This is a genomic window from Exiguobacterium sp. s57, assembly GCF_018617685.1.
GTDB classification, from domain to species: Bacteria; Bacillota; Bacilli; order Exiguobacteriales; family Exiguobacteriaceae; genus Exiguobacterium; species Exiguobacterium marinum.
Genome location: NZ_JACSKR010000001.1, coordinates 1222106 through 1245135, shown reverse-complemented (window position 1 = coordinate 1245135; position 23030 = coordinate 1222106). Strand labels below are relative to the sequence as shown.

The following is a 23030-nucleotide window of genomic DNA, read 5'->3' as shown; positions in this document are numbered from 1 at the left end:
CTCACTTTACTATACTGACCGTTCAGTAAAGTCATCCTATCAAATATTGATTGAGGTTGTCTAGCGAAATGATGGATGGAATAATGTGGGAAAGGGGGAGCTGACATGGGTTCACATTTGATGCATCTCGTCATCGCGAACGAGATGTTGCCAGCATTATCAGAGGTGGACGAGGTCGCATTTTTGCTTGGAAGTCTTGCACCGGATGCAACGACGGAGAAAGGAGATTCGCATTACTATGCGGGGAGACATGATGATTTGTCACGTCGTCTCGATCTCGAACAGTACTGGCGTGATAGTGAGGATGAGGAGATGTCATTTCGACTCGGTTACTACGCCCATCTCGTCGCGGATGAAATCTGGTTGCAGGGGTTTTATAAAGGTTGGTTGAAAGAGCTCATCATCCAGGACCCGTCAAAACAAGCAGCCTATTATGCGGACTTTGATGCGTACAATACTCGTCTCTCGGACCGACTCGGGACGTTCGATTTTGAACGGCTGAAAGGAAATCCAGAGCTCGTTGAACTGGTCGAGAAAGTCGAGCGGGACGCCGCGATGACGGAGGAGGGGACGTACACGATGTTCCTCCCGCACCAGTTCGATGGCTATGTGGATACGTGTGTCCGCCGTTGCCTGGAGATGGTCAAACGGAAGCGGGCGATGCGCGTATGAACAAGCGATACGCACCGTTATATGCGACGCTCGGACTATTTATTTTGACAATCATCACTTTCTTCACGCTGAACGGCCGGGTATTTCCGAACCTCGAGTTGATGACGGTCATCTGGGTATATCTGGCGATTGACATCGCCTTGTTCGCCACGTTGATATGGGGTCTGTTCATGAAGGATCGAATCATTAAAATCTACACGCTGCTTGCGACAATCGGATTGATGATTCCATTGTCGATTTGGACTTTCTTGTTGCTGTTGGCGAACGGGATCTCGGAGGCATGAGTGGGATGGAACTGCCTAAACCAACTCCATTTTTGATGCGCCGCGTGCCGTTTTTCATCTTGTATGCCCTTTGCGGTCCGCTTGCGCTTCTCATCTTGATTATTTACTGGCGGGACACACCGACTAACGATCGAGGACCGTATTTATTTTTCTCGGTCGTGTTCTCGCTGTTCTTCATCACGAAAATCATACCGGACGGATTATTGAGGATCGTGATTTTCTCAGCGACGTATACGCTCGTCTTATTTGTCACATATATCATTCTCGATCGAAAACGAAATCGTCATGACAATGAGTGACTTTGAAAGTGGACCTCTCCGCTTTCTTTTTTTGTGTGTGCATCTATGGAAAGAAAAATTTTCCTATCCGAATGTTGTCAAATTGGCATTGCGTATCTTAATTTTGTTTGTTATGCTACTTGATGAAAACGACAATGATAATCATTATCATCGATAACGAGAGTGCGATACTAGACATACATAACCAACGTGGCTCGTTTTTGGTGCGAGGATCATTGAAACTTACATACAGAGGAGATGGATGAAGTGGGGAAATTCAAGATTTCACTCATGTTGACGTTGCTCGTCTTCGTACTCGCCGCATGTGGCGGAACGAGTGAGACGAAGAAAGAAGAAAACGTCGACGGCGCAACAAAGACAGAGACGGTCGAGATTACGGATGCACATGGCACGATCGAGGTACCGGTCAATCCGGAGAAGGTCGTCGCCCTGGATAACCGGACGTTCGAAACATTGGCAGCATGGGACATCGACTTGGTGGCGGCACCAATCGGACTCCTTCCGGCTGATTCACCATATGCATCAGACAAAGACATCAGTGATGTCGGCATGCACTTCGAGCCGAACTTAGAGGCGATTGCGGGAGTTGACCCGGACGTCGTCATCGTCGGTCAACGTTTCGCGGATTACTACGAGGACATCAAAAAGTTGGTACCGGAAGCAGCGGTCATCGATTTGAACATCGAGATCCCAGAAGATTCAGGTACACCGGGTGAGATTTTAGTCAAAGGATTGACAGACACGACGCTCACACTCGGAAAAATCTTTGACAAAAACACAGAAGCCGAAGCCATCGTTGCTGACCTCGACAAGTCGATCGAAGACGTGAAAGCGGCATACAACGGAGAAGATACAATCATGTCGGTCATCGTATCGGGCGGAGACATCGGGTTCTCAGCACCGGTGACGGGACGCGTGTTCGGACCGATGTACGACATCTTCGGATGGGTCCCAGCCCTTGAAGTCGAGAAGACGACAGGTGACCACGAAGGTGACGAAGTATCCGTCGAAGCCATCGCGGAAAGCAATCCGGACTGGTTGTTCGTCCTCGACCGTGACGCACCACTAGGTGACGCAGAAGGCGCAGTACCAGCAGAAGACGTGATCGACAACGCACCGGCGCTTCAAAAGACGACGGCTGTGACGAAAGAGCAAATCGTCTATGCCCCGAAAGACACGTACTTGAACGAATCGATTCAAACGTACGCGGAATTTTTCAACAGTGTCACGGAAGCGCTCGCGAAGTAAGGTTCCGTCATGCAAAAACCATTGACAGCCAGGGTTGAGACGATGTCTCAGCCCTCCTTTTCTAGATTGTGGACGAAGTCGTTCGTGTTCACCGTGATCATCGTCCTCGGTTTGGCGGTGCTGTCGCTCTTTACCGGGGTGTACGATCTGTCACGGACAGACGGCTTCGATATGTTTTGGATCACCCGAGTCCCACGGACGGTCGCCCTCATGCTGACGGGTGCGGCGATGGCGATGGCGGGGCTCGTCATGCAGCTCATCACGCAAAACCGACTCGTCGAACCGACGACGACGGGGACGCTCGAATGGGCGGGTCTCGGACTGCTCACTGTTTATTTACTCGTACCGGCACCGAGCCTCATGATGCGGATGACCGGGGCAATCGTCTTCGCATTCATCGGGACGATGGTCTTCTTCTGGTTCTTACGTTCGGTCAAACTCCGTTCGTCGCTCATCGTGCCGATCATCGGGCTCATGTTAGGGGCGGTCATCTCCGCCGTCTCGACGTTCCTCGGTCTGTTCTTCCGGGCGAGCCAGGCGATCGAGGGCTGGTTCGTCGGTTCGTTCGCCTCGGTACAAATCGGGCGCTACGAGTATCTGTGGGTCATCATCGTCGTGACGGTGCTCATCTTTGTACTGGCGAATCGCCTGACGCTCGCGGGGCTCGGGGAAGACATCGCGACGAGCCTCGGCGTGAACTATAACCAGCTCATGATGATGGCGACGGGGCTGATCGCCTTATCGGTCGGTGTCGTGGCGACGGTCATCGGGAATTTACCGTTCCTTGGACTCATCGTCCCGAACCTCGTCTCGATGTTCCGCGGGGATGATTTGCGCAGTAACCTGCCATGGGTCTGTCTTGTCGGGATGGGGGCGATCCTCGTCAGTGACTTGATCTCACGGACGATCATCATGCCGTTCGAACTCCCGGTCTCACTGATTCTCGGGACGGTCGGGGCAATCGTCTTCATCATGATCTTGATGCGACAACGGAAGAAGGGAGGGGTTCGATGAGTACGGTCATGGAACGAGACGGTGTCGAAGTATCAATCGGGGAATTGAGAGAAGAACGTCATGCTTCAGCGTTTCAATCGAAACGGGCGAGCAGGCGCTATTGGCTCTTCTTAAGTGCCTTCATTCTCGGCGGACTGTTGTGTGCGCTCGGGCTTCTCCTTTATAACAATCCGGTCCCGATGGACTCTCCGTCATTCGTGCCGGTCGTGGAACGGCGAATCGTCGCCATCGTCACGATGTTGATTGCGGCACTCTGTCAAAGTCTTGCGACGGTCGCATTCCACTCCGTGACGAACAACCGTATCATCACGCCATCGCTACTTGGATTCGACGCGCTCTATTCGACGATTCAGACGAGCATGGTCTTCTTCTTCGGGGCCGGGGCGTTGATCGGCTTCTCGGGGACAAGCGCCTTCTTGACACAGGTCGGCCTCATGGTGACGATGAGTCTCCTCCTTTACGGATGGCTCTTGTCAGGGAAATACGCCAACCTGCAGCTCATGCTGCTCATCGGGATCATCATCGGGACGGGTCTGAACTCGGTGTCATCGTTCATGCGCCGCATGCTCGCCCCGTCCGAGTTCGATATCCTGCAGGCGCGGCTGTTCGGTTCGGTGACGAATGCCGACGTGGCGTACTTTCCCATCGTCATCCCGATCGTCGTCATCGCCGGGACACTCTTGTTCCTGTTCTCGAATCGATTGAATATCGTCGCACTCGGTAAGGACGTCGCGACGACGTTCGGGGTGAACCATCGGAGGAGTGTCATCTACACGCTCGTCCTGATCTCACTCCTCATGTCCGTCTCGACGGCGCTCATCGGGCCGCTCACGTTCTTTGGATTCTTAGTCGCGACGCTCAGCTATCAGGTCGCCTCGACGTATGACCATAAGTACGTCTTTCCGATGGCGTTCGCTCTAGGGTTCTTCGTCCTGACGAGCGCATATTTCTTTATGTATCACATATTCCAGACGCCAAGTGTCGTCTCCGTCATCATCGAACTGTTCGGTGGACTCATCTTCTTGGCCGTCATTTTAAGGAAGAGGTCGCTATGATTCAAATCGAACAAGTCAAAAAATCGTATACAGACGACGTCCACATCGGACCGCTCACGCTCGACATCCCGAAAGCCGGGTTCACCTCACTCATTGGACCGAACGGGGCGGGCAAGTCGACGACGCTCATGATGATCGGACGGTTGCTCAACTTAGACGAGGGGCAGATCCAAGTCGCCGGGATGGACGTGTCGAGCACGAAGTCAAAAGACTTGGCAAAAATCATCACGATCCTGCGTCAAGAGAACCACTTCGTGACGAGGCTCACCGTCCGGCAACTCGCTGGGTTCGGCCGTTTCCCGTACTCGAAAGGACGCCTCACGAAAGAGGACGAGGCGATTATCTCGAAATATATCGACTTCCTCGACTTGACCACGCTCGAGAACCGCTATCTCGACGAGCTCTCAGGGGGACAAAGGCAGCGTGCGTATGTGGCGATGGTGCTCTGTCAGGAGACGGAATACGTCCTCCTCGATGAGCCGCTCAATAACTTGGACATCGCCCGCTCGGTACAGATGATGGAGTATTTGCGTCACGTCGCCGACGAGTTCGGACGGACGATCGTCACGGTGCTCCACGACATCAACTTCGCGGCGAAATATTCGGATCGCATCTGTGCGATGAAAGACGGGCAGATTGCTGCGTTCGGAACGGTCGATGAAATCATGGACGCGAAGATTTTATCCGATATTTTTGAGACGAAACTGGATATCATCGAAGGTCCGTATGGGCCAATTGCGGTGTATTAACGAAAGGGAGGATTCACATGAAAATTGACTGGACACCAATCACCAAAGTAGTGGCGGAGGCACCGGATACATACACGTTCCATCTCGCCATGCCACCTGAATTTACGTGGCAGGAAGGGGCGCACACGCATCTCGCGCTCGAAGGGTTCAACGCCGGGGATATGCCGGACCGGAGCCTCGTCCGCCATATGTCGATCTCGACGTTGCCAAACGAAGGGGCGATCGGGATCACGACCCGCATCAAATCCGAATGCTCGACGTTCAAATCAATCCTTCGCGACATGGTACCGGGGGACAAGGTTGCCTTGTTCAAGACACATTCGAACGTCCCGCTCGAACGGAGTGGGAAGAATGTCTACTTGTTATCGGCTGGGGTCGGACTCGCGACATTCCGTCCGGTCGTCCTCGACTATTTAGCGAACAGGGAAGGTGTTTCGCATCTCCATTCGTTGAACGTCGACTCGTCGAAAGCGTATCTGTTCGGTGACGTCTTCGAATCGAACGAGCATTTCACCTCGGAGTTCGTCCCGAGTCGGAAAGACTACTATGAACGCGTGGAGATGATGGCATCCGACAAGGACGGCTTGTTCTATATCGTCGGCAGTGATGAGCTGTTGCGTGAAACGATCCAGGTGCTCCGGTCGAACGGGGTAGCATGTGACAACATCAAGCTCGACAAGCATGATTTTCAGCGAGAAGACTTTTTAGGCTGACACTCAAACCGGGGACACGTGCCCCGGTTTTTTCGTGCACAGTTGGACGAAGCGCTCGAAGATGCCACGTCCGTCCGGCGTCCCAATCGACTCGGGGTGGAACTGGACACCGTACGTCGGATGGGTCGGGTGTTCGAGTGCCATGATGACGCCGTCTGTCGTCTCCGCCGTGACTGTCAGTTCGGTCTCTTGTACGACGAGCGAGTGATAGCGCATGACGTCCATCGACAATCCTTCGAAGAGGACACCAGGAACCGTATTGATCCGTGAGACTTTGCCATGCATCACCTCGTTCGCCCGTCCGACGATCCCGCCGAACGCCTCGGCGATGACCTGGTGACCGAGACAGACCCCGAGAATCGGGATGTAACCGGACAGTTGTCGCACGACCGCGAGCGAGACACCGGCGTCTTGTGGACCACCGGGACCGGGGGAGAGGATGATGCCGTCCGGGTTCATGCGACGGATTTCTTCTATTGTATGTTCATCGTTCCGGATGACACAGACGTCACTGAAGCGGGCGACGTCCTGATAGACGTTATACGTGAACGAATCGTAGTTATCGATAAGGAGAATCATGCGAACACCTCCAAAAGGGATTTGGCTTTATGCAGCGTCTCTTCATATTCCGATACAGGGTCCGAGTCATAGACGATGCCGGCGCCGGCTTGAACGTGGGCCGTGTCACCTTGGACGACCATCGTCCGGATGGCGAGGGCGAAGTCGAATCCACCACGGACGTCGAGATAGCCGACCGCCCCGGCGTACACTTCCCGTTTCACCGTCTCGAGCTCGTCAATCAACTGCATCGCCCGAATCTTTGGAGCCCCGGAGACGGTACCGGCTGGAAGACAGGCACGGAGGGCGTCGATTGGCGTCACATCGTCACGTAAATCCCCTTCGACTTCCGAGACGAGATGCATCACGTTTTTGAATCGTTCGAGCTCGATGTGTTTCGGGATGGTGACTGTACCGACTTTGGCGACCCGTCCGATATCGTTTCGTCCGAGATCGAGGAGCATCCGGTGCTCGGCGAGTTCTTTCTCGTCCTTTAGAAGTGACTCCGCGTGACGCATATCTTCCTCGACCGTCTTCCCACGAGGGCGTGTCCCGGCAATCGGATTCGTCGTCACTTTGCCGTTCTCGACGCGGACGAGACTCTCCGGGGAGGCCCCGAGGACGATTGCTTCCCCGAGGTCGATGTAGAACAAGTACGGACTCGGATTTTGTTTCCGTAGCGTCCGATAAAAGTGGAACGGGTCCCCGGTGAACGTCGCGTCGATTCGTTGCGACAAGACGAGTTGGAACACCTCGCCTGCGAGGATTGCCTCTTTCGCCTGGAGCACACGGTCGATGAATTCATCCTTCGGTGTCAAAATCTGCTCGCTCGTCCGGACGACCGGTTCGAGGGCGTGCGTCTCCGGTGTCTCGAGCTGTACGCGGATGGACTCGAGTCGCATCGTAGCATCCGTCTCACTCGTATCAAGCAAGATGACCTGTTCTTCGAGGTGGTCGTATAAGACGACCGTCTCATAGCGCTGGAAGAGGGCGTCCGGCAAATCACGCGTCACGGTCGGTGTGTTCGGGATCGGTTCATACACCCGAAGCAAGTCGTAGCCGATATAGCCGACGGCACCGCCGATGAACGGGTACGGGGCAGTGAAGTCGTCACGGGTGATGCGTTCGGATAAGGCATGGAGCGGGTCGTCCGCATAAATTGTCCCTGTTGCATCTGTCACGTCGTTCCCATCGACCAGGATCGTTTCGACCGGATTCGCAGCGATGATCGAGTAGCGGCCATGTTTGCCTTCCGCGCGACTCTCGAGTAATACCTTTCGTTCACCTTGCAGTCGGTGGAAGATTGCCACCGGTGTGAGTTCGTCACCATTGATCATAAGTTGTTGCATCCACATCTCCTCCTTAAACTAAAAAAATCTCCCCGTCCCGCATGCCCGATCGGACATGAAGGACGAGGAGATTCCCCCGTGTTGCCACCTTCGTTGAAAGACGCCTTGTCTTCCCACTCATCGCGAACCATCATTCGCTGTCCCCGATAACGGGAGGACCCGTCAGAGCCTACATGTCGGTCTGAACGCTCAAAAGCCCATTCACGCAAGGCACGACACCGGTTCGCATCGACCACCGGCTTTCTGAAGACGTCCCTTCGCGCTACTCTTCTTTCTCATCGCGAGTTCGTATGAATGTTATCGTTACTTTAACGGGATAAAGATGCATTGTCAAGCATCATTTGACCGAAGGGTGCTCCACCTGACGTTTGCCGATGAACGTGAACGTGATCCCCAACGCCAGGAGGGGAAGGAACCACCACTTTGTAAAGAAGAAGAGGGTGCCCCGATACATGAACCACTCTAGGACTCAATAGGCGAAAAGCGTGATCAAGGGAGCGGCGTACAAACGCTTCAGGCGCAGTGCGATGGCGACCCCTAGTCCGATTGTCAACGTTGGGACGATCACGAGTTGCCATAGGAACGGGTCGATATAGTGAAACATGGAGTGTCCTCCTTTAATGATGAATCACGACACATCAGGCAGATTTCGATGTTTTGCGTGGGCCGACGAGCACGAACGAGACGAAGAGCGAGAAGAATGCGTTGATGATTGTGAATGAACTGAACGACTCTATACTCAAGAAGCTCTCGTTGTAATACACCATTGCCATCGTTTTTTCGATGATTCCATTCAATAGGAGGGTCACAACTGGACCAATCCAGAACCGTTTCGTTCTCCAAGCAGTTAGGACACCGATCCCGATTGTCAAAATCGGGACAATGACGAGCTGCCATAAAAATGGATCAATAAACTCAAACATGGAGATTCCTCCTTATAACGATTTGTACCCGAGGAAGTACGGACGCCACATCGGGTCGTGCACCGAGTTGATTTGAAGCATCTCGCCCCCGGCATGGATGAAGAACTCGTCATCGAGCATGATGCCGATATGGGACGGACCGGATTTGTACGTGCCGGCGAAGAAGATGATATCCCCGCGACGACCATTCGTGACGCCCGTCCGTTTGTTCTTGAAGTGTCCGCTATACCAATAGCCTGACACGTTCGTGCGACCGCCGACTTTCCCGGCCTGATTCGTCGCATAATGGATGAGACCGGAACAGTCGAACCCGCCGTTCAGCGGTGACTGCGAGCCCCATGTGTATGGTGTCCCGAGATGTTTCACGGCGGCGTTGATCAGACGCTCTTTTTGCGAGGTGTCGCGTTTCTTCAACAAGGCGTCCTGTTTGATGCGGACGTCTTTTGTCTTGACGTAGACGGGGCGCCAGTCGTACTGGATGAGATACGAGTCGCCACTCTTCCCACGTGGGTAGATGCGACGTCCGGCATCGAGATACCCGATCGGACGGCTGTCGTTCGGGTTGGCATAGAACGGTGTCTTTTTCGTCGTCCCGTAGTGGGCGGCCGTATAGACGCTCGCCGGTTGGATCGCCTTCGGTTTCGTCTCGGCGATATACGGGTTCAACACGTAGACGCGTTTCCCGGACGGAAGACGGACGTGCCAGAAGTCGGCATCGATCGAGCGAAGCCCGACGAGTTTCGTTCCGCGTGGCAACGTGCCTGCCGGACGACCGTACGCGACGTCAGCCGAGAAGTACGGTGTCCCGTTGAACTGCGTATAGAAGACCGTTCCTGCCTTCGGTTTCGCGGTCGGTTTCGAGACGGCGAGGTAGCCCGTCGCGACATAGCGATACGTCCCGTTCAGACGGATGCGCGTGTAGTATCCACTCGTCCCGAACGTTTCGACGACTTGTCCACGCTTCAAGGAACCGACTTGTTTCACGACAGACGTCGAGGCGTACACTTCGACCTCGTTATAACGAGAGTACCGCATGCCCGTCGATTCGAAGCGAGGCGGTTTTTTCGTGCTCGTCACGCTCGTCGGGATGAAGTAGTAGTTGCCTTGCGTAAAGATGCGGGTATAGTTGCCCTTCGTCCCGTAAATGGTGACGAGTTGTCCGCGCTTCAGGCTGAGAGATGTCTTCGAGGACAGGACCGTCCGTGCGTAGACCGGCGTGTCTTTCGTGATGTATCGTTCACCCGTTTTGAGCGGTGCCGGTTTTGTCGTGCCGAGCGATTTCGTCTCGACGAACAGGAACTGGCCGCGCGTATAGATGCGTGTGAAGTCGCCGTCCGTCCCGTAGATGGTGACGAGCTGACTTCGTTTCAGCGACCCGACGACTTGTTTCTTGTCCGTGTCCTGATAGATGTTGATCGCGGCGAGCGCATAGCGGCTGCCTGTCTTCGTGTAGCGTGGCATCTTGTCTGCGAGCACGTCGCGTTTCATGTAGACGTATGCGCCGTCCTTGAAGAGGCGGGCCATGTCTCCGATGGTGCCATAGACGCTCGTCTGTTCACCGCGGACGAGGGAGCCGATAATCTTGCCGGACGCATCGGTGTAAGGCGATGTCGTCAAGACGAACTGGGTGCCCGTCTTGATCGGACGAGTGCTCGTCGCCTCAAGGGCGACATAGCCGAAGCCGTCCGCCGTCTCGATACGAAGCATCGAACCGACGACCAAACCGTCGAGCGTCTGCCCGGCTTCGAGTTCAGCGATTGTTTCCCCGTCTGGAGCGGATAAGACGACCGCGCCTGCTTTCGCGTAGCGGGTCACTGCTTCCGGCATCGTCTCCCCGAGGGCGTCACGGGCGACATACGTCCCGTCCGTCGTGAGAAGGCGATCGCCTTCGAGGTCGAAGACGTCGACGGCTGTCCCGATTGGGAGTGTTGCGACCGGATTGCCGGCAGCATCGAGCGTATCCGTTTCCGTTTGGATGTAACGTGTGACGGCGTGCACCAAGGCGTCATTTCGGACGAATCCGTTTTGCGCGTCGACCGTGACTGACGTATGCGTCTCGGTCACGTTATGGATCTCGACTCGTTGCGGCTCATCCGTCACGAGTAGGACGATCGATTCCTCCGGGTCGGCATAGAGGGTCGTGCCGACACGAAACATGGCATCTGACCCGACCGCTTGAGCGGTGAGTGTCCAAGAGAATGTAAAGAGTAAGAGCAAACTGAAGATTCGTTTCAACATTTCCACCTCGATTCATGAAATTTACAGTTTTTAGTATATATGTAGTCGATGTGAAATAGGTTGCATATTTCGATAAGAGGGAAATGATTGAGTCATTCGATGTTCTGCATTCCACTCGTTCGCTGTTCGTCATCTGTGCTATGATGGACGGGGAAAGGAAGGGACAACTATGGAGACACTCAACATGAAACAACTTTCTGACGACCGGTCGGCCCATCAAGTGGCCGGCGATCTCGACGCGATGCGGGCGCTCATGCACGACTCGTTCCGATATGTCGATTCGAGCGGGCGTCAGTTCGATAAAGAGACGTTCTTGGACCAGTACGTCGACCCGACGGCGATTCAATGGATCGCACAGGAGACGGTGACGTTCGACGAGACGGTACGCGGCGACCTCGCCGTCGTCCAACTCTTGTTAGAAGAAAAGTTCATCCTCGGCACGAACGCGTACGAAGGTCGCTTCTGGATGCTTCATCTTTATACGAAAGAAGATGGCGTCTGGTTATGGCAAGGCGGACAAGCGACGATGATCAACGAAGGATAATAAGCGTTTAGACACTCCACATTAAGGGAGTGTCTTTTTTATTAAATGAAGGAAATGTGAATTTGAAAAATATATGCCTATTTTAGAAAAATTATGTACCTTTTTGAAAAAGGACAGATTATAATAATTTTGTAAACGATTGTCATTATTCCTGAGGAGGACCCAAATTCATTATGAAGCAACCAAAATATGCAGCTCTTTTCTTAGCGACTACGCTCGCATTCGGAGGAATCATTCCTTCAACAGTCGTCAACGCGGAGACGACTGAAGACGTCACAGCACCTGACGCCCCTGTATTATCAGCACCACTCCACACGTCGAACTCACTCACGATCACAGGTGAGGTCGCAGCGAAAGCGGAGATCATGATCAACAGTAAGACGTACGTCCGTACGATCTTAGAAGGTGGCGAGGCCATCTTTAAGATGTCCCCGCAGTCAATCGGCAAAGTGATCGATGTCCGTCTCGTCGACTCGAGCGGCAACATCAGTGAGACGACGCGTGCGATCGTCGCAGAAGACCCGGAAGCACGTCCTGACGCACCGGTCATCAAACCGTTGACGGAGACATCGCGCGAAGTGCGTGTCCTCGGGGAGCCGGGACAATACGTCGAGCTCACGATCGGCGACAAGACGTATAAAGGGAAGTTCGATGCGAACGGTCTCTATCGTCGTGGGATTGTAGCTCAACCTGCTTACTCGTGGCTCTCAGCGAAGACGGTCACGACGAAAGGCGCGACGAGCGACGTGTCAAAACGTAGCGTCTACAAAGACCGGTACGCACCAAAACCGGCAACGTTGACGAAATCGGTGACGGCATCGATGCGTGGCGTTTACGGTAAGGCAGAACCATATTCGACGGCCATCGTCACAATCGGCAGCAAAACGTATACGGCACCGGTCATGTCACACGGTGGGTTCATCGTCCCGATCCCTGCTCAAAAGATGGGACAGAAGATGTCACTCGTCATCCGCGACGGTGCAGGCAACGTCAGTAAACCAAAAGCGATCACGGTGCAACATGCACTCTATCATGACTTCCATCGCTTTTATATTGAAGGTGTGAAGCTCACGTTCCCGAAAGCGACGTTCTATGCGAACTCGGAGACGAAATATGCGGAGACGTTCACGCCGTTCTTCTTCGGTCATCCGACGAAAGCGGGCATGCAGTTCCTTCTCAGTTATTATGCGGAAGATGGAGAACTTGCTGGATTTGAAAGCTTCAAGCTTCGTGTCGGCAAAGCGACATATACGCAAAAAATCGATGAGCTCGATGTCGGCTACGTGGAGCATGAAGACGGTTCAATCGAAGAATCGACATTCTTCGTTCCGAATGCGAAACTCATCAACTTCGTCGACAAGTATGTCCGTCCGGAAAACCGGATCGTCGTCACAATCGAAGGTAGCGAATTCGACCTCGAGTTCAACTTATCAGGTGCGGAAAAACGCGCCTTCATCCAATCGCTTCAATACGCAGGTTACTAATTGAAGGACCGGTGGAGATACCGGTCTTTTGTATGCGAAGATCTCTCTCGTTATAGGAAGAAAGACGATTCGACGAATGGGTTGAAACATTGTCGAAACATTTTTGTTACATTTTTGAAACATGAACCGATAAATACCGTAGAACGATGTGGGGCATATGCTCCAGAACAAACGAAAGAGGGGAAAACATGAAAGCACGATTCAAGCAGTTCGTGGCGATGGTGACGGTTCTCGTCCTCGTCCTCTCGTTCCTGCCGCCAGCACTCGCTGACAGCGGAGACGGGATGATCAATGCCACATTACTCACTCCGGGGGAAGCCCTCGAGTTCACGACCGGCACGGACCCGGTCAACACGTATTGGTTCAAGATGGAACGAGAGACGTCCGCGATGACACATATGGAAGTCACGTTCGAATCTTCGAAGCTCGCGAACATCAGCGTCTACCCGAGTGCCGACATGGCGGCGAAGGATGAGACGTTCGACCGTTACCGCGCGAGCGCGACGAAGGAAGAGGAAGAACAGACGGCCAAGATCGACTTCCCGTTCGCATGGGAAGGTCCATACTACATCAAGGTCGAGTATATGCCGATGGAACTCGGCGAAGAGATGATGGACATGCCGACAGAAGAGGTACCGGAAGGCGAAGAGCCACCGGCACCAGACCTCTCGATGTTCGCGTCCGACATCAAGCTCGTCGTCAACCCGGTCAAACTCCCGGTCAAATACGAGCAGGTCGGCGGCGACATGTGTGCCGTCGAATCGATCGTCCAACCGGCACCGGAACGTGACTCGATGCTCAAGCTCATCCGTCGCGTCCAAAGTGAAGTACTCGGCACGTCACAGGAAGGTCGCGACTTGTCGGCCCTTTACTACCGTGCCTCACCGTATATCGTCAAGGCGATCACGTTTGACGGCGAGAAGCGCAAAGCAGCACTCACCGACTTGAAGACGCTCCGTCCGTTGTTGACGGCACTCGTCGACAAGAAGGCGTATACGCTCAAAACCCAGGACGCCTCGGCGATCAACCGTCTCCACGCCTTGGTCGACGCAAGCGTACCGACCGCGTTGCAAGGCGAAATCGGCGAGATCGCGACAGCGCTCGAGATGGACTCGCTCGCCGGGACCCCGGTGACGGACCTCTTCGGCAAAATCGGAATGACGATCCAAACGGACGGCAGTGACGCACCGCGTTACATCGTCAAATACAAATCGTCACCGAGCACGTCGATCGGCAAGATGAACGCGATGAGCGACGTCTCGGCCGAGCGCATCGCCATCGGGAAGCCGTCTGACTACTTCGCGCTCGTCGATGTAGAAGAAGCGTCGACGAAGATGCAGGCACAGGCGAAGTCGACGCTCGAGTCGGACCGTAACGTCGAGTATATCGAGCCGGTCCAGACGTATCAGTCGTTCGCGACCGACGTCAGCCTCGACTACCAATGGGCGATCAACCAGAAGTCGGTCCTCGAGCCGTTCGCGAATGCAGGGATCGGCCTCGACAAGTATGAGGCGTTGAACTTGCCGAAACGGTCGATCAAAGTGGCCGTCCTCGACACTGGGGTCGACCATCGTCTCCTTGACCTAAAAGGCAAGGTCGATGTCGCAAACGCGAAGAACTTCGTCGACCCGAACGGGGAAGGCGACGCGATCGATGACCACGGTCACGGGACACACGTCGCCGGCGTCATCGGCGCGACACGTGACAACGGCGTCTCGATGCGCGGGATCGTCCCGAACGTCTCGATTCTGCCGGTGAAAGTGCTCGATGCGGGCGGTTCTGGCGACACGGACCAAATCGCACTCGGGATCAAGTATGCAGTCGACGCAGGGGCGAAAGTCATCAACATGAGCCTCGGCGGCAACGAGAGCCGTACGCTCGGTTACATGTTGAAGTATGCGTATGACCGTGGCGTCGTCATCGTGGCGGCGACAGGGAACGATGCGCAGTCACGCGTATCGTATCCGGCATCATCGAAATATACGATCTCGGTCGGCGCGACGAACGCCTTCGGGATCGTCTCGGATTACTCGAACTACGGTATCGGTGTCGATGTCGTCGCACCGGGCTCGAAAGTGGCGAGTCTCATACCGGACGGGAACGTCGTCTATATGGACGGGACGAGTATGGCGACACCACATGTCGCTGCAGCCGTCGCGCTCCTCAAGTCGTATCACCCGGATCTTTCGGTCGAAGACGTACGGACGCTCTTGCAGCGGACGGCGGACCCGATCGCCTTCTCGGGGGGGGACGCACCGTACGACCCACGCATGAGTGACGGGTTCGAGTATGTGTTAGAAGAATTGGGCATGACGCTCCCGGTGTATTACAACCCGGTGAGCGGATTCGGGAAGGCGAACGTCTACCGCGCCGAGTCGATGCTCAAATTGAACGCCTCTGGCGCGAAAGCACAGGACAACTCGTCGACGTTCAAGGCGAAAGTCGCGTCGGGGACAACGGTCCGTGTGTATAAAGGAGAGAAGTTGATCGGACGAGGCACGTCGAAACAGACGATTGCGGCCTTCTCGATTCAACCGCAAAAAGCAGGAGTGGTCCTTCGCGTCGTCTATACGAACGGGAAGTATGAGACGAGCGAACGCGTCGTCGTCAAAGCCGGCGCACGTCCAGGGCAACCGAAAGTGAACACGCTCCGTTCTTTCGCGAAGTCGGTCACGGGTCGCGGCGAAGCCGGGATGCGTGTCGTCGTCCGCAACAGTAAGTATCAGTTATTAGGACGCGGAACGGTCCTTCCGAACGGTACGTTCTCTGTGAAGACACGTGCGCTCAAAAAGAGTGAGACGATCAACGTCCACATCGAGGACTTGAAAGGTCGCCCGGGCAAGATGACGAAGGTGACTGTACGATAAGACTATATGATAGAAGAGAGACGGGTATGCCGAGTGATCGGGATACCCGTTTTTTGGTCTTTCGAGGAAATGAGCAAAATAAAAAGGGGATGAACCCCTTTTTGTCAGTAGGCGATTGTCTCGCCTCTTTGGGTGTAGGAGAGATAGACGTTCGAAGCGTTGATGAAGTCGATATCTTGTTTGGTGTAAGGGGTATCAAGCTCGATCCATCCTTCCTCGACTTGATACAAGATCACTGCATGCGTGACTCCGTCCCCGATGATGGCGTTGTCGATTCCGGCCAAGTCGTAGACGAGCGACTTGACTTGTGCACCCGCATCGCAGTCTGTTTTGCGACGGAATAAGTCATCGTAGGCAGACTTGACGCGGTCATCCCCGACGACGGCGTCTGCTTCGTATTTAGAGCTCAAATGAATATAGAAGCGATGGACCCGGTTCATTTTTTCATAAGTTTTGAACGAGATGTCGCCACGAAAGACATGTTCTAATGACATCTCGGCACTCAAGAGACCCGCATTGTCGCGTGAACGAAACGATGGGTCGTTCCGGTCTTTCGTCCCTCTCTCGCCGTCTAAGACGCGATAGACGTATTCATCAAGACCGAACTCAGGCGAATCATACTTCGCATCAAATTCCGCCTTCACCCGTTTATAGACCGCATCGTACTCTGCCTGCGTATCGACCCCGTATGTGTGACTTCCATATACCGTCCGAGAGATTTGTTTGTTTGAAAGTGGCGTACTTACATATTTAGAAGGCAGCCAACCGGTCTTCCCGCCGACGCGCACGCGGGACCACTTGCCATATTCCCCGGTCTTGACGGCGCGATCTCCGAAGCGGACCATTGTGATCTGTTTTCCTTTCGTCGACCACGTCGAGAACAAGGAAGTCGTTTGTTTCACGAGATGAGTGTCAGTCGAGGAAGGTACGGCTGGCATGAGCGCATCTGACGGGACCCATCCCGTTCTTCCTTTATAGGTGATTTTCGTCCAACTGCCGGACGTCGCATTTTGATAGACGGTCGTACCGAACGTGAGCGGGAAGACGAGCTTCGCCTGCTTCGACCGTGAGGCGTACACTTTCGTATATTCCGTTGTCACACGTTCAGTCGTTGCGGTCACCGATGAGGATTTGGCTTGAACGGTTAAATCGAGTGAAGGGACGAACCCGTTCGGTGAGAGGACGAGACATCCGATCAATCCGAACGAGATGGATGCTTTTATTAAGTGTCGCATAGTGGAATCTCCTTTAAGTTTTCATTGATTTCAGTATAGGGCAATCTATGACAAAACATCTGTCACGTTTCAGACGAAAAGGGAACCGTTTTTTCAGTTTCTCGTGACGGGATCAGCGATAAACGAATCGAACCAGTTCAAAAATCTTAGATAGGCAAATAGTCCCCGCAGCCATAATCAATCCGAACCAGCCATCTGTCCCCTTGTAGTTGGAATAAGGAATGATATTTTGGATAACTTTGGTTTTGTGAAAGAGGTCAATGATTTTTAATTTGGAAATATGTATGGATTAGAATGGACTTTAAAAATCGATATTGTAAATTAAATACTATAGTCAATTAATGGTATAAAAATGGTTTTCAACGAGTATTTTTGTCTAAATCGCATAAAATCAACAAAAATCGACTCATTTCGACATTTCCAAAATAGGTAAATCTAAAAATGAATTAAACTAAAATCTCCAAAATTCAAAAACGTTACCATTTTTGCGAAAAAAACGCTTGTGTCGCTTGGAAGTGTTATGTATATTATGGATGTAAGGTTTTCCAAGAACAGTCTTGGTAATTTGTGCAAGATGATTCTTGAAAAGACTTCTACCGGGGGAGAACGCCTGGTCTATAGAAGAGTCGGTTACATAAACATTCGTACTTTATTCATTGTTATGGATACATGACTCCGAACGAGATCGGTTGGGCAAGGACGGTAGAAAAACCTATCTACCTAAGGGAGGATTTTCATCAGATGGCTAAGAAGAAACAATTCGTTACTGCAGCGGCAGCGTTCGCAGTAGCAGCATCAGCAGTAGCGCCTGCAATTACGGCAGACGCAGCAACAAAGACAGTACGTCTTTCATCAGATTATGTACGCGTAGGGGACCTCGACGCGACACTCGACAAAACTTACAACGGTGGAGAAATTCACTGGTACAAGTCTTCAGTAGACTTGAACAAACTCGGTGTATTCCAAACTGCTAAAGGTTTTGTTAAAGGCCAAGGCATCCGTGTTGAGAAGCGCGTCCGCGTCTTGAACCACGCACAAGAAATCAAACCGACTTCTGAGTTCGTATTCGAGCAAGGCGTTCCTGTTTCAGGGATCCGCGTTCAACCTGTACTCTTCGCTGACGGCGTAGAATACATGAAGCCACTCTTCGTAGCTGGTTTCGAAACTGAAGAAGTTGGAGAGTTCGAAGGAACACTCACTTACTCAAACAAAGCTTACGGTACTGTAACGAAAACTGTTAAGTATAAAGTAGTTGCTACTGAAGTTGAGATCTCTAACGTATCTTCTTCAGTTGACCAAGCTGCTGAAGTTCTCTCAGTTAACGCTGACGTGAAGAACCTCAAAGACGGTGAAAAAGTTGAACTCGTTGTTTACCCAGGTAAAGACACTTCAGCTACACCAATCAAAGAAGAAGCAATGGTGAAAGACGGCAAGTTGACTGTTTCTAAGAAACTCCCTGCTGGTACTCACTCATTCCAACTCGTTTCTGGTGATGTGAAAACTGAAATCATGGACTTCACTATCGAAGCTCCAATGGTTAAAGAAGTTAAGGCGATTAACTCTAAAGAGTTGACGATCTCATTCAACAAACCTGCTGACAAAGCAACTCTTATTGACTCAAATGGTTTGTTACTTTCTGGAAAATTAACAGCTACAGGCATTGACACTTCAAACGTAACTTTGGATGGAGCTCGTGCTTCACTTAGTGCGGATGGAATGACATTGACATTGGCTCCAACTTCTGGATCATTCAATGGTAAGTATGTTGTACGTCTCCTTAACGAACAAGTTAAGACGGCAGCGGGCGTATTCTTCGCTTCATACACTTCACCAGTATTCACTGCTGAAGATACAATTCGTCCAACATTCGCTGGTGTTACTTACAAAGCAACTGGTGAAGCGGTATTCTCATTCAGCGAACCATTAAACATTGACGCTGCAGCAGTACGTACTGCTCTCACAATTACAGGTCCAACATTCGTTGATAAGACAGCGCTCACTGTCGAAGTTGCCGATGATATGAAGTCATTTGCGATTGTATTGCCTGAAGCAATGACTAAAGATGCTAACTACACATTTGCCCTTACAGGTTTGAAAGACTTTGCAGGTAACATCATCAACCCTAACCCAGTTACAGCTAATGTTGTTAAAACTGTACGTGACGATGTGAAACCATCAGCAACTTCAATTGTTGCAACTGATGTTAACAAAGTTCAAGTAACATTCTCTGAAAAAATCCGTCCTTACTCGTCAACTGATACGGATAACAATGCAGTTATCACTGCTAGCAATGCTACAGTAAACCCTGAGTACGTGTTGGATTCAACTGGAACAGTTGCAACATTTACTTTGACAGGAGCTGGAACAGAAGCGGCAGCATTACGTACTGTAACTGTCACAGCTGCTAAAGACTTGGCTGGTAACCCGTTATCTGCTAACTTCTCACGTTTGATTCAATTCGCTGTGGATACGGTAGCACCAGGCTATGTTAGCCACGAAGTAGTAACTGAATCTGGAAACCGTTACCTTGTTGTGAAGTTCAATGAGAAACTTCGTTCAGACATTGGTACGTTCACTGGATCATATGTTGATTCGAACAGCATCACTAAATCTTTAACTGGAGTTGGTACTCCTGTTCTCGCAACTGATGAAATGTCAGTCAAGATTCCACTTTACACTGGAACAGGTGAATCTAAAGTTGTTGCTCCTGCTGGTAACTACACTCTTAACTTGTCTACTGGATTCGTTGAAGATGTTAAGTCTGGTGCTGCTGAAGGTAACAAATCTGTTGCACGCTCAATCACGTTCACACTTGGTGGCGTAGTTGACAGCACTAAACCGGCAGTGGTTGGAAACTTAGCTCAATCAGCAGATAACAAAAAAATCACTGTTAACTTCGATCGTGATGTTACAGCTGCTACAGCACTTAACCTTGCTAACTACTCAATCGATGGAGTATCATCACCATTCTCTGGAGCAATCTTCAAAGGAGATGCACGAACTGTTGAGTTGACATTACGTGACGGAGCTATTGCAACAAACGGATTCCGTAACTACACAATCCAAAACGTTGCAACTGCTGCTGGTTCGGTAATGGAAGTGAAAAACGGATCGTTTGAATTCAAAGAAAACATTGCTCCAACACTTACTTCGGCTCGTTTAATTGCTGAAGATAAGATTGAAATCACATTCAGTGAAGCATTGACACAAACGGCTGTCGGAGGAGACTTCGAAATCTTCCAAGGTTCTTCAACTGTCGCACTCGCTGAGACTACTGAAGTATTAACTGCTAACAAAGTCGTCGTAACTTTAGGTGCACCACTTACTTCGGTAACTGGTTTGGTTGTTAAACCAGAATCAACAATTGATTTGACTGACCTTAACGGAAACCTTGTTAACTTCACTGGTTCAGTTAACGTAACAAACTAATAAAATCAATTAGTTTGTTAGCCCCACCTTCTTAGTTGAAGTGTGGGGCTTTCTTTTTCAAATATATATTATTCCTCTGATACACCCTGATCATCGCTGCTCAGGGTGCTTTTTTATGTCCAAAGGAGGAAAAACAATGAAACCGAATCAATCAGCAAAGCGTGTCGACATCGTCAGCATCAAACTCGTCAAAGAAGGGAGTGTCCGCTATAAGGGCCGGACCATCCACAGACCGGATGACGGCTATACACTCATGAAAGAATTCTTGGATGGGCTTGACCGTGAACACTTCCTCGTCGTCAGCCTCGACACGAAGAATCAGCCCGTCTCCGTCAACGTCTGCCATATCGGGAGCCTGAACGCGAGCCTCGTTCATCCGAGAGAGGTGTTGAAGGTCGCAATCCTGTCGAACGCGGCCGCTGTGATGGTGGGACACAATCACCCGAGTGGGAGCACGGAACCGTCACGAGAAGATCTCGAGGTGACGAAACGTCTGAGAGAGGCATGTGAACTGATGGGCATCCATCTGCTCGACCATCTGATCATCGGTGATGAGACTTATTTATCGCTTCGAGAGAGTGGTCATCTATGAACTCATCGGAAGAAGTACGAGACTGGTTATTCGAAACGATACAGGCATCAGGGAAACGACCGATAGAAGACACATGGTCGATGGAGGCGTTCACGCTTTACCTCGACGAGGTCGACGAGATGTATGTACCGTTGTCACTTCGAGAAGGGTTACCCGAGCGACTATTGTTCGAGACGCACATCGTGACGGATGAGGTTGGAGAAGAGTGGACAGGATTCGTCGGAAGAAGGGTCTCGGATAAACAAATCGTGTTACGTGTGTTGATGTGCGGCGAAAAGAAGCCACTGGCGAAACGAGAGGAGGGATGACATGACGACATTTCATCGATTGATCATCGACGGGGAGACGTACTATCGGGAAGTGAACGAGTCGACAGACATGTATCACGGCGAGCTACTCGAACAGGAGGAGGTGATCGAGATCCTTCTTGCCGAACATGTCTCACAAGAAATCGATGTGGACGGGGACAAAGTGCGCCGCTATATCGAATCGATCCCGACACCGCTATACCGACAGGTGACCCGTGACTACCTCGATCATCTCGAGCGCATGGTCGAATCGTACAACTGAGCTCACGACAAAAGTGCCACAGGACGACCCAAAACTCACGACAGAAGTCGTCAAAAGGTGAGCGTATTTGGAAAAGTGATGGACCCGAAGGGAAGGGGACGCGTTCTCATCGACCAGACTCACGACAGAACAATAGAACTGTCGTGAGTGGGAAAGGGGGTGAGGCGTCGATGTGGGAGCGTATCTTGGTCCCGGTGCTCGTCACGGTCATCACGGAGTTGGCAAAAGAGGCGGTCGAGGGTGACTGGGCGAAACGATTCAAATGACGATATGGACGCGGGGCTTTCGTGCCCCTCCGTCCGTGAAAGGAGGATATCAGATGATTGAAGATTTTAAGGTATGGCTTGTCAATCGAGGTCTGGCCGAGAAGACGATCGAATCATACACAAGCGACGTAAGAGGATACTATCGATTCTTGAAAGAGAAAATAGCTAATGAAGCACAAGGTCATGAGCTTACACGTTTCCACTTTCTACGCTATCGGGACGAACTCGTCGAAGAACGAAGGGCGATTACCACAATCAATAAGAAGATCAACAGTCTGAAAGTATACAACGACTACCTGAACGAGACGGGGATGATTGAGGAGGCGTGTATCGATTTGAGACGTGACCAGATAAGGATGGCATCAGGGAGTGACCATCAAGTGACGGCGCTCAGTGAAAGAGAAGTCGAGCGTCTCCTTTTTTTCCTCGAGGACACGAAGAAAGTAAGCATCCGGAACAAGTTAGCCGTCTATCTACTTCTCTATACCGGCGTCCGTGTGACGGAACTGGTCAGCATCCGTTTAAACGATATTGACGGTCTGACCCATACCTTAACGGTGCGAGGGAAAGGCGGAAAGGTGCGAGAAATCAGCTTGAGACACGACGTGATGGTGTTGATTGACCGATATGTGAAGGGCGAGCGGATGCTGTCACGTCATTCCGAAAGCCAATATTTACTTCTCAGTCAACGAGGAGGAAGACTACATCGGGACGCGATACGTGATTGGCTAGCAAAAATAACGGATGACGTCGGGGTACAACATCTTCACCCGCATCTATTTCGTCACACGTTCGCGACGCGGCTAATAAGAAAGGGAGTTGACCTCACGACGGTCAGTCGATTGACAGGACATGCCTCGGTCAATATGACAGCTAAATATTATATTCAAACGACTAAGGAGGAGAAGCTAGCTGCTGTAGAGAAATTGTGATGTGACCAG

The 23030-nt window shown here is 51.8% G+C and carries 22 protein-coding genes and 1 other annotated feature; of the genes, 16 read left to right on the top strand and 6 right to left on the bottom strand.

The window, feature by feature from the left end; translation table 11 throughout:
* The first annotated feature begins 105 nt into the window (after nucleotides 1–105).
* The 8 genes from KNO98_RS06230 to KNO98_RS06195 all read left to right on the top strand — a co-directional run bounded on the left by KNO98_RS06230 (nucleotide 106) and on the right by KNO98_RS06195 (nucleotide 6034).
* Nucleotides 106–672 carry a zinc dependent phospholipase C family protein gene (locus tag KNO98_RS06230; RefSeq protein WP_214699869.1) on the top strand — a complete coding sequence of 189 codons (567 nt, stop codon included), beginning with the start codon at nucleotides 106–108 and terminating at the stop codon, nucleotides 670–672.
* On the top strand, nucleotides 669–956 hold the full coding sequence (locus KNO98_RS06225) for a hypothetical protein (RefSeq protein WP_214699867.1): 288 nt from the start codon (nucleotides 669–671) through the stop codon (nucleotides 954–956). The genes KNO98_RS06230 and KNO98_RS06225 overlap by 4 nt, the downstream gene beginning before the upstream one ends.
* Before the next feature lie 5 nt (nucleotides 957–961).
* The gene (locus tag KNO98_RS06220; protein ID WP_214699865.1) at nucleotides 962–1255 is read left to right on the top strand and encodes a hypothetical protein; all 294 of its coding nucleotides are present in this window, start codon (nucleotides 962–964) and stop codon (nucleotides 1253–1255) included.
* Nucleotides 1256–1492: 237 nt separating this feature from the next.
* On the top strand, nucleotides 1493–2503 hold the full coding sequence (locus KNO98_RS06215) for a siderophore ABC transporter substrate-binding protein (protein ID WP_214699863.1): 1011 nt from the start codon (nucleotides 1493–1495) through the stop codon (nucleotides 2501–2503).
* Nucleotides 2504–2512: 9 nt separating this feature from the next.
* Nucleotides 2513–3517, top strand: coding sequence for an ABC transporter permease (locus tag KNO98_RS06210; RefSeq protein ID WP_214699861.1), 1005 nt, complete (start codon nucleotides 2513–2515; stop codon nucleotides 3515–3517).
* Nucleotides 3514–4572, top strand: a complete 1059-nt coding sequence (locus KNO98_RS06205; RefSeq protein ID WP_047794929.1) for an iron chelate uptake ABC transporter family permease subunit — start codon at nucleotides 3514–3516, stop codon at nucleotides 4570–4572. The genes KNO98_RS06210 and KNO98_RS06205 overlap by 4 nt, the downstream gene beginning before the upstream one ends.
* On the top strand, nucleotides 4569–5321 hold the full coding sequence (locus KNO98_RS06200; RefSeq protein WP_214699859.1) for an iron ABC transporter ATP-binding protein: 753 nt from the start codon (nucleotides 4569–4571) through the stop codon (nucleotides 5319–5321). The genes KNO98_RS06205 and KNO98_RS06200 overlap by 4 nt, the downstream gene beginning before the upstream one ends.
* Before the next feature lie 17 nt (nucleotides 5322–5338).
* Entirely contained in the window at nucleotides 5339–6034 is a 696-nt protein-coding gene (locus tag KNO98_RS06195) for a ferredoxin reductase domain-containing protein (protein WP_214699857.1), read from the top strand.
* Nucleotides 6035–6037: 3 nt separating this feature from the next.
* Here KNO98_RS06195 and KNO98_RS06190 read toward each other — a convergent pair whose 3' ends face one another.
* The 5 genes from KNO98_RS06190 to KNO98_RS06175 form a co-directional block, all read right to left on the bottom strand.
* Nucleotides 6038–6613, bottom strand: coding sequence for an anthranilate synthase component II (locus tag KNO98_RS06190; RefSeq protein WP_214699855.1), 576 nt, complete (start codon nucleotides 6611–6613; stop codon nucleotides 6038–6040).
* Nucleotides 6610–7941 (bottom strand): anthranilate synthase component I, encoded by a 1332-nt coding sequence (gene trpE, locus KNO98_RS06185; RefSeq protein ID WP_214699853.1) that lies wholly within the window; start codon nucleotides 7939–7941, stop codon nucleotides 6610–6612. The genes KNO98_RS06190 and trpE overlap by 4 nt, the downstream gene beginning before the upstream one ends.
* Before the next feature lie 55 nt (nucleotides 7942–7996).
* Nucleotides 7997–8229: a binding site (T-box leader), on the bottom strand.
* Nucleotides 8230–8410: 181 nt separating this feature from the next.
* Nucleotides 8411–8545 (bottom strand): hypothetical protein, encoded by a 135-nt coding sequence (locus tag KNO98_RS14765; protein WP_256442693.1) that lies wholly within the window; start codon nucleotides 8543–8545, stop codon nucleotides 8411–8413.
* Nucleotides 8546–8579: 34 nt separating this feature from the next.
* Complete coding sequence (locus KNO98_RS06180) at nucleotides 8580–8864, bottom strand: hypothetical protein (protein WP_214699852.1); 285 nt, start codon at nucleotides 8862–8864, stop codon at nucleotides 8580–8582.
* 12 nt (nucleotides 8865–8876) lie between these two features.
* Complete coding sequence (locus KNO98_RS06175; protein ID WP_251129956.1) at nucleotides 8877–11102, bottom strand: C40 family peptidase; 2226 nt, start codon at nucleotides 11100–11102, stop codon at nucleotides 8877–8879.
* Nucleotides 11103–11271: 169 nt separating this feature from the next.
* Here KNO98_RS06175 and KNO98_RS06170 point away from each other — a divergent pair, with 169 nt between their 5' ends.
* From KNO98_RS06170 to KNO98_RS06160, 3 genes are all read left to right on the top strand, one after another.
* The gene (locus KNO98_RS06170) at nucleotides 11272–11646 is read left to right on the top strand and encodes a nuclear transport factor 2 family protein (protein WP_026825263.1); all 375 of its coding nucleotides are present in this window, start codon (nucleotides 11272–11274) and stop codon (nucleotides 11644–11646) included.
* Between the two features lie 173 nt (nucleotides 11647–11819).
* On the top strand, nucleotides 11820–13130 hold the full coding sequence (locus KNO98_RS06165; RefSeq protein ID WP_214699848.1) for an Ig-like domain-containing protein: 1311 nt from the start codon (nucleotides 11820–11822) through the stop codon (nucleotides 13128–13130).
* Between the two features lie 188 nt (nucleotides 13131–13318).
* Entirely contained in the window at nucleotides 13319–15997 is a 2679-nt protein-coding gene (locus tag KNO98_RS06160) for a S8 family peptidase (RefSeq protein ID WP_214699846.1), read from the top strand.
* 104 nt (nucleotides 15998–16101) lie between these two features.
* Here KNO98_RS06160 and KNO98_RS06155 read toward each other — a convergent pair whose 3' ends face one another.
* Nucleotides 16102–17232, bottom strand: a complete 1131-nt coding sequence (locus KNO98_RS06155; RefSeq protein WP_214699844.1) for an SH3 domain-containing protein — start codon at nucleotides 17230–17232, stop codon at nucleotides 16102–16104.
* A 741-nt stretch (nucleotides 17233–17973) separates the two neighbouring features.
* On the opposite strand from KNO98_RS06155, the gene KNO98_RS06150 reads away from it, so the two are divergent.
* The 5 genes from KNO98_RS06150 to KNO98_RS06130 all read left to right on the top strand — a co-directional run bounded on the left by KNO98_RS06150 (nucleotide 17974) and on the right by KNO98_RS06130 (nucleotide 23021).
* Nucleotides 17974–20661 (top strand): Ig-like domain-containing domain, encoded by a 2688-nt coding sequence (locus KNO98_RS06150; protein WP_214699842.1) that lies wholly within the window; start codon nucleotides 17974–17976, stop codon nucleotides 20659–20661.
* A 136-nt stretch (nucleotides 20662–20797) separates the two neighbouring features.
* A complete protein-coding gene (locus tag KNO98_RS06145) occupies nucleotides 20798–21253 on the top strand; it encodes a JAB domain-containing protein (RefSeq protein ID WP_214699840.1) in 456 nt (151 codons plus the stop codon).
* Nucleotides 21250–21561 carry a hypothetical protein gene (locus KNO98_RS06140; protein WP_214699838.1) on the top strand — a complete coding sequence of 104 codons (312 nt, stop codon included), beginning with the start codon at nucleotides 21250–21252 and terminating at the stop codon, nucleotides 21559–21561. The genes KNO98_RS06145 and KNO98_RS06140 overlap by 4 nt, the downstream gene beginning before the upstream one ends.
* A gap of 1 nt (nucleotide 21562) precedes the next feature.
* Nucleotides 21563–21823, top strand: coding sequence for a hypothetical protein (locus tag KNO98_RS06135; RefSeq protein ID WP_214699836.1), 261 nt, complete (start codon nucleotides 21563–21565; stop codon nucleotides 21821–21823).
* Between the two features lie 319 nt (nucleotides 21824–22142).
* Entirely contained in the window at nucleotides 22143–23021 is an 879-nt protein-coding gene (locus tag KNO98_RS06130; protein WP_214699834.1) for a tyrosine-type recombinase/integrase, read from the top strand.
* Nucleotides 23022–23030 lie beyond the last annotated feature (9 nt).

What these genes read in the sequence shown, in the direction of transcription:
- KNO98_RS06230 (WP_214699869.1), top strand. Translation starts at nt 106, where the DNA reads ATGGGTTCACATTTGATGCATCTCGTCATCGCGAACGAGATGTTGCCA.
- KNO98_RS06225 (WP_214699867.1), top strand. Translation starts at nt 669, where the DNA reads ATGAACAAGCGATACGCACCGTTATATGCGACGCTCGGACTATTTATT.
- KNO98_RS06220 (WP_214699865.1), top strand. Translation starts at nt 962, where the DNA reads ATGGAACTGCCTAAACCAACTCCATTTTTGATGCGCCGCGTGCCGTTT.
- KNO98_RS06215 (WP_214699863.1), top strand. Translation starts at nt 1,493, where the DNA reads ATGGATGAAGTGGGGAAATTCAAGATTTCACTCATGTTGACGTTGCTC.
- KNO98_RS06210 (WP_214699861.1), top strand. Translation starts at nt 2,513, where the DNA reads ATGCAAAAACCATTGACAGCCAGGGTTGAGACGATGTCTCAGCCCTCC.
- KNO98_RS06205 (WP_047794929.1), top strand. Translation starts at nt 3,514, where the DNA reads ATGAGTACGGTCATGGAACGAGACGGTGTCGAAGTATCAATCGGGGAA.
- KNO98_RS06200 (WP_214699859.1), top strand. Translation starts at nt 4,569, where the DNA reads ATGATTCAAATCGAACAAGTCAAAAAATCGTATACAGACGACGTCCAC.
- KNO98_RS06195 (WP_214699857.1), top strand. Translation starts at nt 5,339, where the DNA reads ATGAAAATTGACTGGACACCAATCACCAAAGTAGTGGCGGAGGCACCG.
- KNO98_RS06190 (WP_214699855.1), bottom strand. Translation starts at nt 6,613, where the DNA reads ATGATTCTCCTTATCGATAACTACGATTCGTTCACGTATAACGTCTAT.
- trpE (WP_214699853.1), bottom strand. Translation starts at nt 7,941, where the DNA reads ATGCAACAACTTATGATCAATGGTGACGAACTCACACCGGTGGCAATC.
- KNO98_RS14765 (WP_256442693.1), bottom strand. Translation starts at nt 8,545, where the DNA reads ATGTTTCACTATATCGACCCGTTCCTATGGCAACTCGTGATCGTCCCA.
- KNO98_RS06180 (WP_214699852.1), bottom strand. Translation starts at nt 8,864, where the DNA reads ATGTTTGAGTTTATTGATCCATTTTTATGGCAGCTCGTCATTGTCCCG.
- KNO98_RS06175 (WP_251129956.1), bottom strand. Translation starts at nt 11,102, where the DNA reads ATGTTGAAACGAATCTTCAGTTTGCTCTTACTCTTTACATTCTCTTGG.
- KNO98_RS06170 (WP_026825263.1), top strand. Translation starts at nt 11,272, where the DNA reads ATGGAGACACTCAACATGAAACAACTTTCTGACGACCGGTCGGCCCAT.
- KNO98_RS06165 (WP_214699848.1), top strand. Translation starts at nt 11,820, where the DNA reads ATGAAGCAACCAAAATATGCAGCTCTTTTCTTAGCGACTACGCTCGCA.
- KNO98_RS06160 (WP_214699846.1), top strand. Translation starts at nt 13,319, where the DNA reads ATGAAAGCACGATTCAAGCAGTTCGTGGCGATGGTGACGGTTCTCGTC.
- KNO98_RS06155 (WP_214699844.1), bottom strand. Translation starts at nt 17,232, where the DNA reads ATGCGACACTTAATAAAAGCATCCATCTCGTTCGGATTGATCGGATGT.
- KNO98_RS06150 (WP_214699842.1), top strand. Translation starts at nt 17,974, where the DNA reads ATGGCTAAGAAGAAACAATTCGTTACTGCAGCGGCAGCGTTCGCAGTA.
- KNO98_RS06145 (WP_214699840.1), top strand. Translation starts at nt 20,798, where the DNA reads ATGAAACCGAATCAATCAGCAAAGCGTGTCGACATCGTCAGCATCAAA.
- KNO98_RS06140 (WP_214699838.1), top strand. Translation starts at nt 21,250, where the DNA reads ATGAACTCATCGGAAGAAGTACGAGACTGGTTATTCGAAACGATACAG.
- KNO98_RS06135 (WP_214699836.1), top strand. Translation starts at nt 21,563, where the DNA reads ATGACGACATTTCATCGATTGATCATCGACGGGGAGACGTACTATCGG.
- KNO98_RS06130 (WP_214699834.1), top strand. Translation starts at nt 22,143, where the DNA reads ATGATTGAAGATTTTAAGGTATGGCTTGTCAATCGAGGTCTGGCCGAG.